Annotated in this window: 17 protein-coding genes; all 17 read left to right on the forward strand. The window is 37.0% G+C overall.

Annotation, left to right across the window (positions count from 1 at the left end):
- The first annotated feature begins 55 nt into the window (after positions 1-55).
- Entirely contained in the window at positions 56-925 is an 870-nt protein-coding gene (dprA, locus tag J2Z40_RS03280) for a DNA-processing protein DprA (RefSeq protein ID WP_066393559.1), read from the forward strand.
- Between the two features lie 496 nt (positions 926-1,421).
- Complete coding sequence (gene topA / locus J2Z40_RS03285) at positions 1,422-3,497, forward strand: type I DNA topoisomerase (RefSeq protein ID WP_066393560.1); 2,076 nt, start codon at positions 1,422-1,424, stop codon at positions 3,495-3,497.
- 100 nt (positions 3,498-3,597) lie between these two features.
- On the forward strand, positions 3,598-4,911 hold the full coding sequence (gene trmFO / locus J2Z40_RS03290) for an FADH(2)-oxidizing methylenetetrahydrofolate--tRNA-(uracil(54)-C(5))-methyltransferase TrmFO (protein WP_066393563.1): 1,314 nt from the start codon (positions 3,598-3,600) through the stop codon (positions 4,909-4,911).
- Positions 4,912-4,965: 54 nt separating this feature from the next.
- On the forward strand, positions 4,966-5,868 hold the full coding sequence (xerC, locus tag J2Z40_RS03295) for a tyrosine recombinase XerC (protein ID WP_066393566.1): 903 nt from the start codon (positions 4,966-4,968) through the stop codon (positions 5,866-5,868).
- A gap of 210 nt (positions 5,869-6,078) precedes the next feature.
- Positions 6,079-6,621 carry an ATP-dependent protease subunit HslV gene (gene hslV, locus J2Z40_RS03300; protein WP_066393567.1) on the forward strand — a complete coding sequence of 181 codons (543 nt, stop codon included), beginning with the start codon at positions 6,079-6,081 and terminating at the stop codon, positions 6,619-6,621.
- 15 nt (positions 6,622-6,636) lie between these two features.
- Positions 6,637-8,043 (forward strand): ATP-dependent protease ATPase subunit HslU, encoded by a 1,407-nt coding sequence (gene hslU / locus J2Z40_RS03305; RefSeq protein WP_066393568.1) that lies wholly within the window; start codon positions 6,637-6,639, stop codon positions 8,041-8,043.
- 92 nt (positions 8,044-8,135) lie between these two features.
- The gene (codY, locus tag J2Z40_RS03310; RefSeq protein WP_066393569.1) at positions 8,136-8,915 is read left to right on the forward strand and encodes a GTP-sensing pleiotropic transcriptional regulator CodY; all 780 of its coding nucleotides are present in this window, start codon (positions 8,136-8,138) and stop codon (positions 8,913-8,915) included.
- Positions 8,916-9,301: 386 nt separating this feature from the next.
- Positions 9,302-9,697, forward strand: a complete 396-nt coding sequence (flgB, locus tag J2Z40_RS03315) for a flagellar basal body rod protein FlgB (protein WP_066393572.1) — start codon at positions 9,302-9,304, stop codon at positions 9,695-9,697.
- A 2-nt stretch (positions 9,698-9,699) separates the two neighbouring features.
- On the forward strand, positions 9,700-10,158 hold the full coding sequence (gene flgC / locus J2Z40_RS03320; RefSeq protein WP_066393574.1) for a flagellar basal body rod protein FlgC: 459 nt from the start codon (positions 9,700-9,702) through the stop codon (positions 10,156-10,158).
- A 13-nt stretch (positions 10,159-10,171) separates the two neighbouring features.
- Complete coding sequence (gene fliE, locus J2Z40_RS03325; RefSeq protein WP_066393576.1) at positions 10,172-10,480, forward strand: flagellar hook-basal body complex protein FliE; 309 nt, start codon at positions 10,172-10,174, stop codon at positions 10,478-10,480.
- A 221-nt stretch (positions 10,481-10,701) separates the two neighbouring features.
- Positions 10,702-12,291, forward strand: a complete 1,590-nt coding sequence (gene fliF / locus J2Z40_RS03330; RefSeq protein WP_066393578.1) for a flagellar basal-body MS-ring/collar protein FliF — start codon at positions 10,702-10,704, stop codon at positions 12,289-12,291.
- 12 nt (positions 12,292-12,303) lie between these two features.
- Positions 12,304-13,320, forward strand: a complete 1,017-nt coding sequence (gene fliG, locus J2Z40_RS03335) for a flagellar motor switch protein FliG (protein WP_066393580.1) — start codon at positions 12,304-12,306, stop codon at positions 13,318-13,320.
- Positions 13,304-14,083 (forward strand): flagellar assembly protein FliH, encoded by a 780-nt coding sequence (gene fliH / locus J2Z40_RS03340; protein ID WP_066393583.1) that lies wholly within the window; start codon positions 13,304-13,306, stop codon positions 14,081-14,083. Before fliG ends, fliH begins: the two co-directional genes overlap by 17 nt.
- A gap of 3 nt (positions 14,084-14,086) precedes the next feature.
- The gene (gene fliI, locus J2Z40_RS03345) at positions 14,087-15,403 is read left to right on the forward strand and encodes a flagellar protein export ATPase FliI (protein WP_066393584.1); all 1,317 of its coding nucleotides are present in this window, start codon (positions 14,087-14,089) and stop codon (positions 15,401-15,403) included.
- A 5-nt stretch (positions 15,404-15,408) separates the two neighbouring features.
- Positions 15,409-15,852, forward strand: coding sequence for a flagellar export protein FliJ (gene fliJ / locus J2Z40_RS03350; protein ID WP_066393585.1), 444 nt, complete (start codon positions 15,409-15,411; stop codon positions 15,850-15,852).
- 8 nt (positions 15,853-15,860) lie between these two features.
- Positions 15,861-16,463, forward strand: coding sequence for a magnesium transporter MgtE N-terminal domain-containing protein (locus J2Z40_RS20065; RefSeq protein WP_066393586.1), 603 nt, complete (start codon positions 15,861-15,863; stop codon positions 16,461-16,463).
- Positions 16,464-16,502: 39 nt separating this feature from the next.
- Entirely contained in the window at positions 16,503-17,777 is a 1,275-nt protein-coding gene (locus tag J2Z40_RS20070) for a flagellar hook-length control protein FliK (RefSeq protein ID WP_066393593.1), read from the forward strand.
- Position 17,778: the final 1 nt, after the last annotated feature.

Genomic DNA, 17,778 nt, shown 5'->3' on the forward strand with positions numbered 1-17,778 from the left:
CTATTTATTGTATCCTTTGATTCTAAAATAGCATTTTAAATAGAGGAGGCTTCAAATGAACGACTTTACAATGAGACTTGTACATTTGCATCATTGTCGAGGCATCGGATGGAATACGATTTTTCAACTATTAAAGGCTGACCCTGAGCTTACATCACTTTATTACCTCAAAATGAATGACCTCAATCTTCCAAAAACCTCTGCAATCGAAGCATATAATGACCTCCATTCAAAACAGATCTATGATCAAATCCAGCAATATTTGATAAATGGTATTCAAATGATTACTATTTTTGATGATCGCTATCCGCAATTATTAAAAGAGACGTATCAGCCTCCCTGGGTGTTATATGCTAAGGGAGACTTGGCAATATTAAATGAAAAGATTCATTTAGCTGTTGTAGGGACAAGGCAATACACAGAATATGGGGAAAACGCAATAAAATACTTGTTTCCTAAACTAATAGAAAACAACATTGTTATTGTTAGTGGTTTGGCAACTGGAATTGATACAATTGCACATGAAGTGGCGATGATGAATAAAGGAAAGACAATCGGTGTTATCGCAGGAGGCTTTCATTATATTTATCCCCAAGCAAACAAAAGGCTTGCTGAAGAAATGATGAACAACCATCTACTCCTTTCAGAGTACCCACCAAATACGAAACCACAAAAATGGCAATTTCCAATGAGGAATCGAATAATAAGCGGAATTAGTAAGGGAACCTTGGTCATTCAGGCAAAAAGAAAAAGTGGTTCATTAATAACGGCTAATTTTGCAGTACAGGAAGGAAGAGAAGTGTTTGCACTGCCTGGAACCATTTTTAGCGAACATTCAAAAGGGACAAATGAGCTAATTCAGCAAGGAGCAAAGCTTGTAAATAGTCCTGAAGATATAATGGAAGAATTAATCTATTTTACTTAATATCAATTAATAGCTATGTTTAAACTAGAATAAGCATTTGTGCGAAATAAAATAATAAAGTACTAAATTAATAAAAATTTTCTGTATTGTTTCATAAAAAAATAAATTTAGATTTTATGATAGATCTATGATAAAGTAAGAAGCGTTTGAAACAAGTTGAGTTGGATGGATAATAATGTTTGACAAATATGCAAATTATGTTCAATAATAGTGGATATTTCATTCTTGAATGAAAAGATCATATATTTTGCATGGATAATAGGCTATAATCATTTCTCAGTGGCATTTGTATGTCACACAAATGATAAAAATACATTTCATTTATTTAGATAAATGGCTGTCTTTTTAAATAGTGCTAACTAACAAATTAATGAAAAAGGTTGATTGTTACCCGTTTTCATTTACACATTAATTACCTTACAACAATCAAATAAAAGTTCTTAAAAAATAAAGTGTGTCTGTTTTTTCTAAAAATCCCTCTTAAGGAGGACTATTGATGTCAGAGTTTCTTGTAATCGTTGAGTCTCCCGCGAAGGCGAAGACGATTGAGCGTTATCTCGGTAAAAAATACAAAGTAAAAGCATCTATGGGGCATATTCGAGATTTGCCAAAAAGTCAAATGGGTATAGATGAAAAAAATAACTTTGAGCCGAAATATATTACAATTCGCGGAAAAGGCCCTGTCTTAAAAGAACTAAAGACGGCAGCAAAAAAGGCAAAGAAAATATATTTAGCAGCTGACCCTGATCGCGAAGGGGAAGCAATTGCTTGGCATTTAGCCCATAGTTTAAATATGGATGTATCATCTGATTGCCGTGTTGTTTTTAATGAAATTACAAAAGATGCAATTAAAGAATCATTTAAGCATCCTCGGCCAATTAATATGGACCTTGTTGATGCACAGCAAACTAGACGACTTCTTGATCGGCTTGTTGGCTATAATATAAGCCCATTATTATGGAAGAAAATAAAAAAAGGCTTGAGTGCAGGGAGAGTTCAATCTGTTGCAGTTCGCCTTATTATTGATAGGGAGAACGAAATTAAAGCTTTCATTCCTGAAGAATATTGGTCAATTGATGGCGAATTTTTGAAAGGAAAAGAAGCTTTTGATGCAGCATTTTATGGCATGGGCAATGAAAAGCTAGGATTGAAATCGAAAGAAGAGGTTGAAAATGTCTTAAGTAAATTGAAGGGGAATGAGTTTCAGGTTACATCCGTTACTAAAAAGGAACGGAAACGGAATCCTGCCTCTCCTTTTACGACATCTTCTTTACAACAAGAAGCAGCACGAAAATTAAATTTTCGTGCGAAAAAGACAATGATGCTTGCACAGCAACTCTATGAGGGGATTGACCTTGGAAAAGAAGGAACAGTAGGTCTAATCACTTATATGAGAACGGATTCTACACGTGTATCAGAAGTTGCTCAAACAGAAGCATCGCAATATATTGAGCAAGCATATGGGAAAGAGTTCTTGCTGACGAGCAAAAAGAAAGAGAAGAAAAAGTCAAATACGCAAGATGCGCATGAGGCTATTCGACCTACAAGCATTCTGAAGGAGCCATCTGCTCTTAAAGAGTATTTGTCTAGGGATCAGCTTCGACTTTATCGATTAATATGGGAACGTTTTGTTGCAAGCCAAATGGCATCTGCTATTATGGATACGATGAGTGTTGATTTAATCAATGAGGATGTAACTTTTAGAGCGACTGGCTCAAAAGTGAAATTTGCTGGATTCATGAAAGTATATGTAGAGGGAACGGATGATACGGCTGAAGAAAAGGATAAAATGCTGCCAGATCTAAAAGAAGGCGATATCGTACTAAAAAAAGAGATTGAGCCAAAGCAGCATTTTACACAGCCACCACCAAGGTACACAGAAGCTAGACTTGTGAAAACACTTGAAGAACTTGGTATTGGTCGCCCTTCCACGTTTGCTCCAACGTTAGATACGATTCAAAAGCGTGGATATGTTGCTTTAGATAATAAAAGGTTTATTCCAACAGAGCTAGGGGAGATTGTGACAGAATCGATTTTAGAATTCTTCCCAGATATTGTAGATGTTGAGTTTACTGCTAAAATGGAAAAGGATCTGGACTATATTGAAGAAGGAAAAGTCAATTGGGTTCAGATTATTGATGAATTTTACGGAGAGTTTGAAAAAGATCTTAGTAAAGCAGAGAAAGAAATGGCTGAAGTAGAAATTAAGGATGAACCTGCAGGAGAAGATTGTGATCAGTGCGGGAATCCGATGGTATTTAAGATGGGGCGCTATGGAAAATTCATGGCGTGCAGCAATTTCCCTGATTGCCGGAACACAAAAGCAATTGTGAAAGAAATAGGTGTGAAGTGTCCGAACTGTAAAGAGGGAAATATAATTGAAAGAAAAAGCAAGAAACGCCGAATTTTTTATGGGTGTGACCGATTCCCTGAATGTGACTTTATTTCTTGGGACAAACCACTGCCTCGTAGCTGTCCGAAATGCGAGCAGCTTCTTGTAGAAAAGAAGCTGAAAAAAGGTGTCCAGGTTCAATGTGTAGCATGTGACTACAAGGAAGAAAAGCAAAATTAAGGGTGGGCTTGATGCCCACTCTTTTGCGTGCAAAAAGGATAGAGCAAAAAGCAGAATGGGAATATAAATACATTTATCCATAGTAGGAGGTTTATTGTAAATGAATGAAGGGATTGTTAATGTTATTGGTGCTGGACTAGCCGGTAGTGAAGCGGCCTGGCAAATTGCGGAGCGAGGAATACAAGTACGACTTTATGAGATGAGACCAGTAAAGCAAACACCAGCCCATCATACAGATAAATTTGCAGAGCTCGTATGCAGCAATTCATTAAGAGCAAATACATTAACAAATGCAGTAGGCGTTCTTAAAGAAGAAATGAGGAAATTAAATTCAGTTATTATTCATTCAGCTGATTCTTCTGCTGTTCCAGCTGGTGGTGCACTAGCGGTTGATCGCCATGAGTTTGCAGGATTAGTGACCGATAAAGTGAAGAATCATCCGAATGTGACTGTGATTTCTGAAGAAGTGACAGAGATTCCAAATGGTCCGACAATTATTGCGACGGGGCCGCTGACAAGTGAAGCTTTATCAGCTAAATTAAAGGATCTATCTGGGGAAGACTACTTGTACTTTTATGATGCAGCTGCACCAATTATTGAAAAAGAATCAATAAATATGGACAAAGTGTATTTGAAATCGCGCTATGATAAGGGAGAAGCGGCCTATCTTAATTGTCCAATGACTGAAGATGAATTTGAAAAATTTTATGAAGCATTAATTACTGCAGAAACAGTTCCTTTAAAGGAATTTGAGAAGGAAATCTTTTTTGAAGGTTGTATGCCAATAGAAGTTATGGCGAGTAGAGGCAAGAAAACAATGTTATTCGGCCCAATGAAGCCAGTTGGTTTAGAGGATCCGAAAACAGGGAAAAGACCATATGCGGTTGTACAGCTTCGACAGGATGATGCAGCTGGTACTTTATTCAATATTGTCGGGTTTCAAACGCATTTGAAATGGGGACCACAAAAGGAAGTTATTCAGTTAATCCCTGGCTTAGAAAATGCAGAAATTGTGCGTTATGGAGTGATGCACCGTAATACCTTTATTAATTCTCCTAAAGTATTACGACCTACATATCAATTTATGAACCGTGATGATTTATTTTTTGCAGGACAGATGACTGGTGTAGAAGGATATGTGGAATCAGCAGCAAGTGGACTAGTTGCCGGCATCAATGCTGCTCGTCTCGTCAAGGGAGAAGACATGCTTGAATTCCCACACGAAACGACAATTGGAAGCATGGCAAGATATATTACTTCAGCAAATGAGAAAAACTTTCAGCCGATGAATGCTAATTTTGGGCTTTTACCTGATTTACCTGTTAGAATAAAAGGGAAAAAAGAACGAAATGAGCAACATGCTGAAAGAGCGTTAGAAACAATTCAGAACTTTGTGAAAAGTAAGGGGATTTAATTGCAAGAGCTTCTAAAATATGATACGATTTAGAAGCTCTTGCGAGGTGGTTTAATGGATCAAAATGTGAACAATTCGTTACATTTGTTTATTGAATATTTACAAATTGAGAAAAATTATACACAATATACAATTGAGCATTATCACCATGACATTAGAGAATTCTTTATGTTCATGTCTGAACAAGCTATAATGAATCTTGAAGATGTTAAATATTTTGATGTTCGACTCTTTTTGACAAAGTTGTATAATGAAAAGTTTGCCAGAAGATCGGTTGCCAGAAAGATTTCATGTCTACGTAGTTTTTTTAAGTTTTTGGTGAGGGAGCGACTAGTATCAGATAATCCATTTGCACTTGCTTCCATCCCTAAAGGAGAAAAGAAACTTCCTGAGTTTTTTTATGAGAAAGAAATGAGCGCCTTGTTTCATGCTTGTGAGACAGAAACGATCTTAGGGAAACGGAATAAAGCGATTTTAGAGCTTCTCTATGCAACTGGGATGCGGGTAAGTGAATGCAGCCATATTCGGATGAAAGACCTTGATATGTATTTATCAACCGTACTTGTACATGGCAAGGGGAATAAGCAGCGTTATATTCCATTTGGTAGCTATGCACATGATGCCCTTGAGGACTACATACAAAATGCCCGAAAGAATCTCCTTTCAGGAAATTCAGCAAATGACTATTTGTTTTTGAACTTTCGAGGGGGACAGCTAACAGCTAGAGGAATAAGATTAATTCTTAATAAATTAATTGAACATTCATCCTTAACTGGAAAAATACATCCACATATGCTAAGACACACATTCGCAACCCATTTGCTTGCGAATGGTGCTGATATGAGAACCGTACAAGAGTTATTAGGCCATGCCTTTTTATCATCAACTCAAGTATACACACATGTTACCAATGAATATTTAAGAAAAACTTATATGACCCATCATCCAAGGGCATAAGGTAGTATTTCTCTTATTTAAGTGAGTGTTCAAAAAGGAGGCAAAAAGAGCCGAGAAGTTCAAGGAAGTGAAGCTTAGAGCACCGGAGCGTACGTTTTTGGCATTTGAGGAGCGGATAAGCAAACTGACGCAGAAATAAAGGCGGCTATTTTTCCCGGGCTTTTTGAACATCCACTTTAAGAAAAGGTAATAAGCAAAAGGAGGATATTTATGTCTCAATTCCATGCTACGACAATTTTTGCTGTTCAACATAATGGGAAGTGTGCAATGGCTGGAGATGGCCAAGTAACTTTTGGAAATGCAGTTGTGATGAAGCACACTGCAAGAAAAGTGCGAAAGCTGTTTAATGGAAAGGTAATTGCTGGATTTGCTGGCTCAGTTGCAGATGCATTCACATTATTCGAAATGTTTGAAGGAAAGCTAGAAGAGTATAATGGCAATTTACAACGAGCAGCTGTTGAACTCGCAAAACAATGGAGAAGTGATAAAGTGCTGCGTAAGTTAGAAGCGATGCTTATCGTGATGAATGAGGAAAGCTTATTGCTCATATCAGGCACTGGTGAAGTGATTGAACCCGATGATGGTGTATTAGCTATTGGTTCGGGAGGGAATTATGCATTGGCAGCAGGCAGATCTTTAAAGCGTTACGCTGGTGAGCATTTATCTGCTAATGAAATTGCCAAAGCATCTCTTGAAATGGCTGCAGAAATATGCGTATACACGAATACGAATATCATTGTGGAAGAACTTTAAGGGAAGGTGTAATCAATGAGTAATGGAACAAACTTAACTCCCCGCCAAATTGTTGAGAAGCTTGATCAATTTATTATTGGTCAAAAGGATGCGAAGAAAGCAGTTGCTGTTGCATTAAGGAACCGTTATCGTCGTGGTTTGCTAGATGAAAAACTACGTGATGAAATTAGCCCTAAAAATATTCTGATGATCGGACCTACAGGTGTTGGTAAAACTGAAATTGCTCGGAGAATTGCGAAATTAGTTGGTGCTCCCTTTGTGAAGGTAGAGGCGACGAAATTCACAGAAGTTGGATATGTAGGTAGAGATGTAGAATCAATGGTACGCGATCTAATTGAAACGTCTGTCCGACTTGTGAAGGAAGAGAAAATGGTTAGTGTAAAAGAACGAGCAGAAGAAAGTGCAAACAGAAAGCTTGTTGAATTACTAGTTCCTTCAAATAAAAAATCAGCAAATTTTAAAAACCCGCTTGAAATGTTTTTTGGTGGAAGCAACGATCAGTCAGAACAAGAAAATCAATCAAATGATGATTGGGATCTTCAAAGCAGACGCAAGGTAGTGAAAGAAAAATTAGCCCTTGGTGAGCTTGAGAAAGAAATTATTACGGTTGAGTTAGAGGAACAGCAGCCTTCGATGTTCGATATGCTTCAAGGTTCAGGAATGGAACAAATGGGCATGAATATGCAGGATGCATTAAGCAGTATGATGCCAAAGCGCCGCAAGAAGAGAAAGTTAATGGTAAGTGAAGCAAGAAAATTAATAACAAATGAAGAAGCCCAAAAATTAATTGACATGGATGAAGTAACACAAGAAGCGGTCTTTCGTGCGGAGCAATCGGGAATTATTTTTATCGATGAGATCGATAAGATTGCTAGCAAGAATAGTGGAGGATCAAGTGCAGACGTATCACGTGAAGGGGTTCAAAGAGATATCTTGCCAGTTGTCGAAGGGTCAACGGTTGTAACTAAATATGGAACAGTTAAAACAGATCATGTACTATTCATGGCTGCTGGAGCTTTCCATATGGCAAAACCGTCCGATTTAATACCTGAATTACAAGGTCGTTTTCCAATTCGCGTGGAGCTTACAAAGCTAACGGTTGATGACTTCTTTAATATTTTGGTTGAACCAGATAATGCATTAATAAAACAATATGAAGCATTATTGGAAACTGAGGGTATACAAATTGAATTTTCTGACGATGCTATTCGTAGGATTGCTGAATTTGCATTTGAAGTGAATCAAAACACGGATAATATCGGAGCCCGCCGTCTGCATACGATTATGGAAAAACTATTGGAGGATTTATCCTTTGAAGCACCTGAAGTTACTTTAGAAAAAATTACAATAACTCCGCAATATGTAGAGGAAAAATTGGGTGCAATCTCACGTAACAAAGACTTAAGTCAATTTATTTTGTAGATTTTATATACAATAAGTTGCTAAGTTAGGATTTTGAAATGAAAATAAACAATAAAATAGGAATTGTGTTTAGTATTTAGGAGGAAGAAAGAATGGATTTATTATCAAGAACTAGAAAAATTAATGCGATGCTTCAAAAAGCAGCAGGTAAACCAGTAAACTTTAAAGAAATGGCAGAAATCTTAAGTGATGTTATTGGTGCCAATATTTATGTCGTTAGTAGAAGAGGGAAGCTGCTAGGTTTTTCAGCTAACCAGCAAATTGAAAATGATCGTATGAAAAAAATGCTTGAGGAACGCCAATTCCCTGAAGCTTATACAAACAGCCTTTTTAACATCCAAGAAACATCTTCAAATTTAGATGTGGAAAGTGAATACACTGCTTTCCCAATCGAAAATAAAGAATTATTCAGCAATGGCTTAACAACAATTGTTCCAATTATTGGTGGTGGAGATCGTTTAGGTACACTTATTCTTGCTAGATTAAACGATCAATTCCATGATGATGATTTAATCCTTGCTGAATACGGAGCAACAGTTGTAGGTATGGAAATCCTACGTGAAAAAGCAGAGGAAATCGAAGAAGAAGCTCGTAGCAAAGCTGTTGTACAAATGGCAATTAGTTCTCTATCTTACAGTGAATTAGAAGCGATTGAACATATTTTTGAAGAACTAAATGGCAAAGAAGGCCTTCTTGTTGCTTCGAAAATTGCAGACCGTGTAGGAATCACTAGATCAGTCATCGTTAATGCATTGAGAAAATTAGAAAGTGCTGGTGTCATTGAATCCCGCTCATTAGGTATGAAGGGAACATATATTAAAGTATTAAATGATAAGTTTTTATTTGAACTAGAAAAACTTAAATCAAATTAAGTGTATATACAAAACGCCTTTCTTCGACAAGAAAGGTGTTTTTTTATTGCAATCACTTTACAAAAGGCATGCAACAAGATTAGTTAATTTCTACTATATTTTCTTAATGAAGATACGAAGTTTTGTATATGCAGCAGCCCTTCAAATAAAAAACGTTCGTAAATTCATCATTATTTACATAGATTTCCTGTTTCGCAACGAATGATTTAAATTTATAATGAAAATGGGCCAAAGGTCATAACAAAAGTATCCAGTAATGCATGGACATATTATTTCATTTTCTTTACAATGAATAGTAGATTGTCATATTACGTCGAAATTCATCAAAATTCAGAAAATTACTTGATTGTTTATACAATTAAACGAATAATAATGAGGTGCCGAATATGAATTTATTTTCAAATACGATGGCAACAATAGAGAACGGATTGAATTACTCCTCTTTAAAACAAAAGGTTATTTCACAAAATATTGCGAATGAGGCTACACCGGGCTATAAGGCAAAGGATGTTAGCTTTAAAGAAACATTGCAAACGGAAGTGAATCGCTCTGTTTCTGCTTATCGCACAGATGTAAGGCATTATGATTTTAATATTAGAAATGCTTCAACTCAAGGGGTTGTTACAAGGGAGAATGTTTCGTATAACGAAAACGGGAACAGTGTGGACGTTGATAATGAAATGGCTGACCTAGCAACGAACCAGATCTATTACAATGCATTGATCGATCGAATGAGTGGAAAATTCTCTAGTTTGCAAAATGTAATTAGGGGTGGAAAGTAAAAATGACGATTTTTCATAGTATGAATAATACCGCTTCAGCCTTATCTGCTCAGCGTCTACGCATGGATGTAATTTCATCCAACATGGCGAATGTTGATTCTACAAGGGCAGAATATGTTAATGGCGAATGGCAGCCTTATAGACGTAAATCGGTTGTTCTTCAGCCGAAGGAAGGTCAGTTTTCAAATTTCTTACATGTTGCTATGAATAAAGGTGGAGATCAAACTGTTGGCAATGGGGTAAAGGTAACAAGAATTGCAGAAGATGAAACACCTTTCAAACTAGTCTATAATCCTGAACATCCTGATGCAAACGATGATGGGTATGTAGAACTACCTAATGTTGACCCATTACGTGAAATGGTAGATTTAATAAGCGCAACAAGGTCTTATGAAGCGAATGTCACGGTTTTTAATGCGTCCAAAGGCATGATGATGAAGGCGCTAGAAATTGGCAAGTAAAGGAGTGAAATAAATGAATATTAGTGGATTCCAGCCAGTAACGAATGTTTTTAAAGCGGATATAAATACGAAGACTCAGCCATATACACCATACGAAGTACAGAAGAGTTTTGCGTCCGTATTAAAAGAATCTATTGAAAAAGTGAATGAAACACAAATCCAATCTGATAAAATGACAGAGAAATTGGTGAACGGGGAGAATGTTGATTTACATCAAGTAATGATTACCTCTCAGAAAGCTAGTGTGACAATGCAAGCAACTCTTGAAATTCGAAATAAGATCATTGAAGCATATCAGGAAACTATGAGAATGCAAGTTTAATAATATTGGCTTTTTTCTAAAAAGATTGCTGTTTTTTAATGAATTTTAGAATAAATAATATACCAAATAGGTCGGTTGATTGGAGCGGAAATCAACCTTTCCCAATTAGGTGTAAAATAGCGATGATGTTTGCGGAAATAGCCATAATATTTAAAGCTAAAAACTAGTAATTTAGCGGTTATTAGCAACCTAATATGAGACAAAATAACCGGGGGATAAAAATGAACGAATCGTTTCTAAGATATAAAGATAAAATGATGGAATATTGGAGTGGCCTGACCAAAAAGCAAAAAATGCTGCTTTTTGGTTCCGTACTTTTATTAATTATATTTATCGTCTTAATTACTTTTTTTACTACAAGAAAGACGCTTGTCCCACTTTATAGCAATCTGACACCATCAGAAACGGGTACGATTAAGGAAAATTTAGATGGAAGAGGGATTACTTCTGAGATCGCTGATGGTGGAACGACGATAAAAGTACCTGAAAAGATGGTTGACACACTCAAGGTGGAACTTGCAGCAGAGGGAATTCCTAATTCAGGTAATATTGATTACTCGTTTTTTAGCCAAAATGCTGGAATTGGTACAACAGATAATGAATTCAATATGATTAAGCTAGATTCGATGCAGGCTGAATTGGCTAACCTGATTAAGGGGATTGATGGAGTTCAAGATGCGAAGGTAATGATCAATTTGCCTGAGAAGGGTATTTTTGTGAGTGATGCTTCAGAAGCAGCTTCTGCATCTATTATTCTTAACACAAAGTCAGGCTATCAATTTGAAGAAACTCAAATTCAAGCACTCTATCATTTAGTTTCAAAAAGTATTCCGAATTTACCTACAGATAATATCGTCATAATGAATCAGTTTTTTGAGTACTTTGATTTAAAAAATAATGACAATAATTCTTCACCAGGTTCAACATTTGCTACTCAACATGAAATCAAGAAACAAATTGAAAAAGATGTTCAACGTCAAGTTCAAAGTATGCTAAGTACACTTATGGGGCCAGGTAATGTTGTTGTATCTGTCTCAACTGATATTGATTTCACACAAGAAAATAGAGAAGAAAATTTGGTTAAGCCTGTAAATGAGGAAGATATGGAAGGGATTGCGATAAGCGCCCAAAAAATCACCGAAACTTTCACTGGCAATGGAGATGCTGTTGGTGGAATTCCGCAAGGAGAAGATCCATCCGATGCGCTAGGTTCCAATTACTTGGAAGGCAATGGATCAAATGGTGATTACGAACGAATTGAAGAAACAATTAATAATGAAGTAAATAAAATTCGCAGAGAAATTGTTGAAAGTCCTTATAAAGTTCGTGATCTAGGAATTCAAGTAATGGTCAATCCTCCGGAGGAAGGCGATCTTCCGCAGGAAAGAATTGACGATATTACGAAAATCCTAGGGACAATTGTACGGACAACGATTGACAAAAATGCCGGGAATACGGCTCTTACAGAAGACGAGATTAATGATAAAGTAGTTGTTTCTGTTCAGCCGTTTGAAGGGAAAGTTGATTTCGAAAGTGAAACAAAAACGGCTATTCCATTATGGGCTTATATTGTAGGTGGAGTACTATTAGCCATTATTGCATTGCTCATATTCCTATTTATCCGCGCGAAAAGAAAACGTGAGGCAGAAGAACAAGAACTTGAAATACAAGAAGAATTATTACATGTTCCAGATGTGAATGAAGAGCATGAAACTGAAGGTACAATGCGTAAGAAACAGCTTGAAAAAATGGCAAAAGAAAAACCGGAAGATTTTGCGAAGCTATTGCGCACTTGGATTGCTGAAGACTAAGGGGGGTAAAAAGTGGCGAAAAGAGATCAAAAAGAATTATCTGGTAAGCAAAAAGCGGCCATCCTGCTTATTTCCCTTGGTCCTGATGTCGCGTCATCTGTATATAAACATTTAAGCGAGGAAGAAATAGAAAAATTAACTTTGGAAATATCAGGCGTGCGTAAAGTTGAAGCTCATGCAAAAGAGGAAATACTTGAGGAGTTTCATAATATTGCTTTGGCGCAAGATTATATTTCTCAAGGTGGAATTGGCTATGCAAAAACAGTGCTTGAAAAGGCACTTGGTAATGAGCAGGCAGCTGTCATTATTAATCGACTAACCTCATCATTACAGGTTCGTCCGTTTGATTTTGCTAGAAAAGCAGATCCGGCACAAATTTTAAACTTTATACAGAATGAGCATCCACAGACAATTGCTCTCATTCTTTCTTACTTGGATGCCGCTCAGGCTGGACAAATCTTATCTGAGCTTCCACAAGAAATGCAGGCAGATATTGCGAAGAGAATTGCTGTCATGGATAGCACGTCACCAGAGATCATTAATGAAGTAGAACAAATTCTTGAACGAAAACTTTCTTCAACAGTTACTCAGGATTACACGCAAACGGGTGGAATAGAAGCGGTTGTTGATGTTCTTAACGGAGTAGACCGTTCAACAGAGCGGACCATTTTAGATGCACTAGAAATACAGGACCCTGAGCTTGCTGAGGAAATTAAGAAAAGAATGTTTGTATTTGAAGATATTGTTACGCTTGATAGCCGTGCCATTCAAAGGGTTATTCGTGATTGTGAAAATGAAGACCTTATGTTGTCACTGAAAGTATCAAGTGATGAAGTGAAAGGAATCCTCTTCAAGAATATGTCTTCTCGTATGGCTGAGACCTTTAAAGATGAAATGGAATTTATGGGTCCAGTTCGGCTTCGTGATGTGGAAGAAGCACAATCCAGAATTGTTGCGATTATCCGTCGTCTAGAAGAAGCAGGAGAAATTGTCGTTGCCCGTGGTGGAGGAGATGATATTATTGTCTAGATTAATTAAAGGGACAAAGTGGAATCCACCAACTGAAACAGAAAAAAAAGTAATATCTATTAAAGTACTAAATCCATTCATTCAAGATGATGAAGTAGAAGAGATTTCAGCAATTGAGACTGATAAAGTGGTTCAAACCATTTTGAGTGAAGCTGAAATACAAGCAGAATCCATTATCAATGATGCAAAACAAAAAGCAGAACTCTTTCAAAGGGAAATCATGGAAGAGAGACAGGCTTTTGATTTGGCCAAAGAAAAAATGGCAGAACAAGCTCGTAACGATGGTTTTTCACATGGGATAGAAGAAGGAAGACAGCAGGGATATACGGAGTATCGTGAAGTGATCCAGTCTGCGATTGAAATTGTTGACTCAGCAAAGAAAGATTACCAGAGTCATATTGCTTCATCTGAAAGAACGATCCTTGAGTTAGGTATGAAAGTGGCAGAGCGTATTCTCGGGAAGACACTAAGTGAACATGAAGAAGAATTTATATCTATTGTCAAACGAGCGATGAAAGAGGCAAGAGACAATCAGGAAGTACAGCTTCATGTTCATCCCACTCATTATGACTTCCTTCTTGCGAATAAAGAGGAATTATTGATGCTATTCCCAAAGGAAATAGATTTCTATATTTATCCGAATGATGATTTAGCGGAGACAGGCTGTTTTATTGAGTCTGCTAGCGGGAGAATTGATGCAAGCGTTGATAGTCAATTAGAAGAAATAAAGCAAAAGATTATCGAAATGCTAGAGGGTGAGTAAGAAATGAATCTTACTGATTTAATTGAACAAATCGATCAATTAGATACATTTAAGCGTTATGGGAGAGTAAAAAGAGTTGTCGGATTAATGATTGAGTCTCAGGGTCCTGAAAGCTCGATTGGCGATGTTTGCTACATTCATACTGCAGGCACTCGAAAAAGAGTGATTAAAGCAGAAGTAGTAGGCTTCAAGGGAGACGATGTCATATTAATGCCATATACAACGATTAATGATATTTCTCCAGGAAGCTTAGTTGAAGCGACTTCTAAGCCATTAGAAATTAAAGTTGGTGCACAGCTAATAGGCTCTGTTCTTGATTCCGTTGGGCATAAGCTTGATGGATCCTCGCTTCCAACTGGTCTTTCGTCTGTACCAACAGAACAAGAACCACCAAATCCATTGCAGAGACCACCTATTTCGACACCAATCAATGTAGGTGTTCGGATGATTGATAGCTTACTATCAGTTGGTACTGGACAGCGTGTGGGAATATTTGCTGGTAGTGGAGTTGGTAAGAGCACATTATTAGGGATGATCGCTAGAAACACGACAGCAGACTTAAATGTCATTGCTCTAATTGGAGAACGAGGAAGAGAAGTCCGAGAGTTCATTGAGAAGGATCTTGGTCCAGAGGGACTAAGTCGTTCAATTGTTGTCGTTGCAACATCTGATCAACCGGCACTTATGAGAATTAAAGGTGCGTTCACAGCTACAGCTATCGCAGAATACTTCCGTGACAAAGGGTTAAATGTCATGCTGATGATGGATTCAGTTACGAGGGTAGCGATGGCGCAGCGGGAAGTAGGACTAGCTATTGGCGAACCTCCAACAACAAAGGGGTATACACCATCTGTTTTTGCCATTCTTCCAAAGCTCTTAGAAAGAACTGGAACGAATGAATTAGGTTCAATTACCGCCTTCTACACAGTTTTAGTAGACGGTGATGATATGAATGAGCCAATTGCCGATACAGTGCGTGGAATTCTAGATGGTCACTTCGTTCTAGACAGGGCGCTTGCCAATAAAGGTCAATATCCGGCAGTAAATGTCCTAAAAAGCGTGAGTCGAGTGATGAATAATATTGTTGATCCTGCTCACGTAAAGGCGGCTGAAAAATTACGTGAAGTGTTAAGCACATATATTAATTCAGAGGACTTGATTAATATTGGGGCATATAAACGGGGATCGTCAGTCGAAATTGATGAAGCAATTAGACTATATCCTTCAATCATTTCATTTTTAAAACAAGCAACAAGTGAGGAAATCACTTTTCAAGAAAGCCTTCAGCAACTATTTACTTTAGTAGGGAAAGGTGAGTAGCTTTCATGCAGTATCAATATAAATTTGAAAAAATTCTTTCCATAAAAGAAAGAGAAAAAGATGAAGCTTTCAATATTTATAGCCAAGCAGTGAAAAAATTTGAAGAGGCTGCAGAAAAGCTATATGGGTTGTTGAAGAAGAAGGAAGACCTTGAAACTTACCAATCATCTAGACTAGTAAATGGATTACCTGTTCAGGAAATTAGACATCATCAGCATTTTATTCATAATCTAGAAAAAACGATTACTCATTATCAACAAATAGTCATCAATGCAAGAAATCATATGAATTTTTATCAAGAAAAGCTGATGGAGAAAAACATTGAAGTCAAAAAATATGAAAAGATTAAAGAGAAGGACTTCGCCATGCATACTGAAACAATTAAGTATTTAGAAGGCAAACAAATGGATGATATCTCGATCCAGCAATATATGAGTCGGGGAAATTAGGTGGTAATGTGGACAAAGTTACAGAAGAGGTAGAATCAAAAAAAACATCAAGATTCCAAAGCTTCATTTATATTGTTCTAATTCCGCTGTTAGGTGCCATATGCGTCACCCTACTTGTGATGACTTATCTTGGCTACAATGTTTTTGACTTAACAAAGGAATATGGTCAAAAGATTCCATTCTTATCTTCGGCATTCTCGGAGGATACGAAAGAATCAGCTGAGGAAATGGAAACGAAAATGATCGAGCTTGAAGCAGAAATAAAAGATCGTGAAGCAAAAATAGATAAATTAGAGTCTGAATTAAAAAGTAAAGATCAAGAGATATCTAGGTCAGTATTGGAAAAAGAACGTCTAGAAGAAGAAATTGCTGAGTTAACGGCAATGAAAGATGAAAATAAACGAGCGTTCAAAGATATTGTCAAGACATACGAAACGATTTCAGCAAAAAAGGCAGCACCGATTCTTGCACAAATGACAGAAGAGGAAGCCATCCAAATTCTCACAAATCTTAAATCAGATACACTAGCTGCCATAATGGAAAAAATGGAGCCAGAAGATGCTGCGAGATATACTGAACTATTAACAGCAGATATTGATGTGAATGAATAGATGATTATCCTAAATTGATCGTTGAAAGGAGGTGAAAAAGTGGATATTTCAAGTATAGGTGCAATAAATACACTTATTTCTTCAGAGGTAAAAATAGGTGGCACAGGAAAAAATAGCAATAGTTTCTCATCGCTTCTTTCCAATTTAGTATCTGATTCACCTATAACTACACAGCCGAATTCAGTGAATGAGGAATCGAATGAATTAACAGGTGAAGAGCTTGCAGGTCTTGTTCAGTTCTTGCAAATCAATGATATTCTTGAACTGGAAAATGGGATGGAGTTACTTGGGAAGACTGCATTTCAAAGTAACACAGATATTATTTCATTGATTGAAGAGGAATTAAATATTTCATCTGAAGGGCTTCTCCAATTATTAACGACTATTTATAATCATTTTGCGACTGATGAAATGAAGCAAAATGAATGGGTAGGAAATGGTGAAGTGACCCCTGCGGAAGAGAATCATTTAGAAGCGATTCTTTCTATTATTCAAGCAATTTCTGTCATGCAAACGAAGGAAACAAGTATAGTGATGGATAAAGAACTGGCTCAAGGATTGAAGGCATTGAAGCTTTATGATTTATTAGCAGCGAACCAAGATTCTTTCGGAAGTGAAACAAGATTAAAAGAATTACTAAAAAATATCAATGAGAAGTTTGAATTAAAGCTGAATGGTCAAACGTCTGCTAATCGCGAAGAGTATTTACAGAAAACTTTTCATACACTTGTTCAAGAAATGAGCAGTAAAAATCCTATTTTAGGTACAGAAGCAAAGGTGGAACAACCATCTCAAGTGTTGAATAAAACGGATAACATCCATAATGGGTTCATTCAATTTCAACAGATGTCAAAGCCTGAGCAGTTAACACTAATGACAAGTACTCAAAGACCCGTTTCTGCAGAGCAGCTAATGGAGCAATTTGAATCCATTCTATCTCGAAGTAAATTTAGTGTAAATGGTGGTACACAAAGGCTATTCATCAAGTTGAATCCTGAACATTTAGGTGCACTGAGAATTGAGTTGATCCAAAAGGATTCGATGATGGTTGCCCGGATTTTAACATCAACCTCGTTGGCTAGAGAAATGATGGAATCACAGTTGAATGGGTTAAAGCAAGCATTTAGTTCACAAAACATCCAAATTGAACGAGTGGAAATCTCGCAACAGTTTACTGGACAGGAACGTACCTTTAACCGTGAACAACAGCAAGGTCAGGAAAGACAACAGCCGAGAGAAGAGCAAAAGGAACAACAAGCTAATGAGCATTTTACTAAAAGCTTTGAAGAGGCACTCCTCAATACGGAAGCATAGG

The sequence above is a fragment of the Cytobacillus eiseniae genome, assembly GCF_017874625.1.
GTDB classification, from domain to species: Bacteria; Bacillota; Bacilli; order Bacillales; family Cytobacillaceae; genus Cytobacillus; species Cytobacillus eiseniae.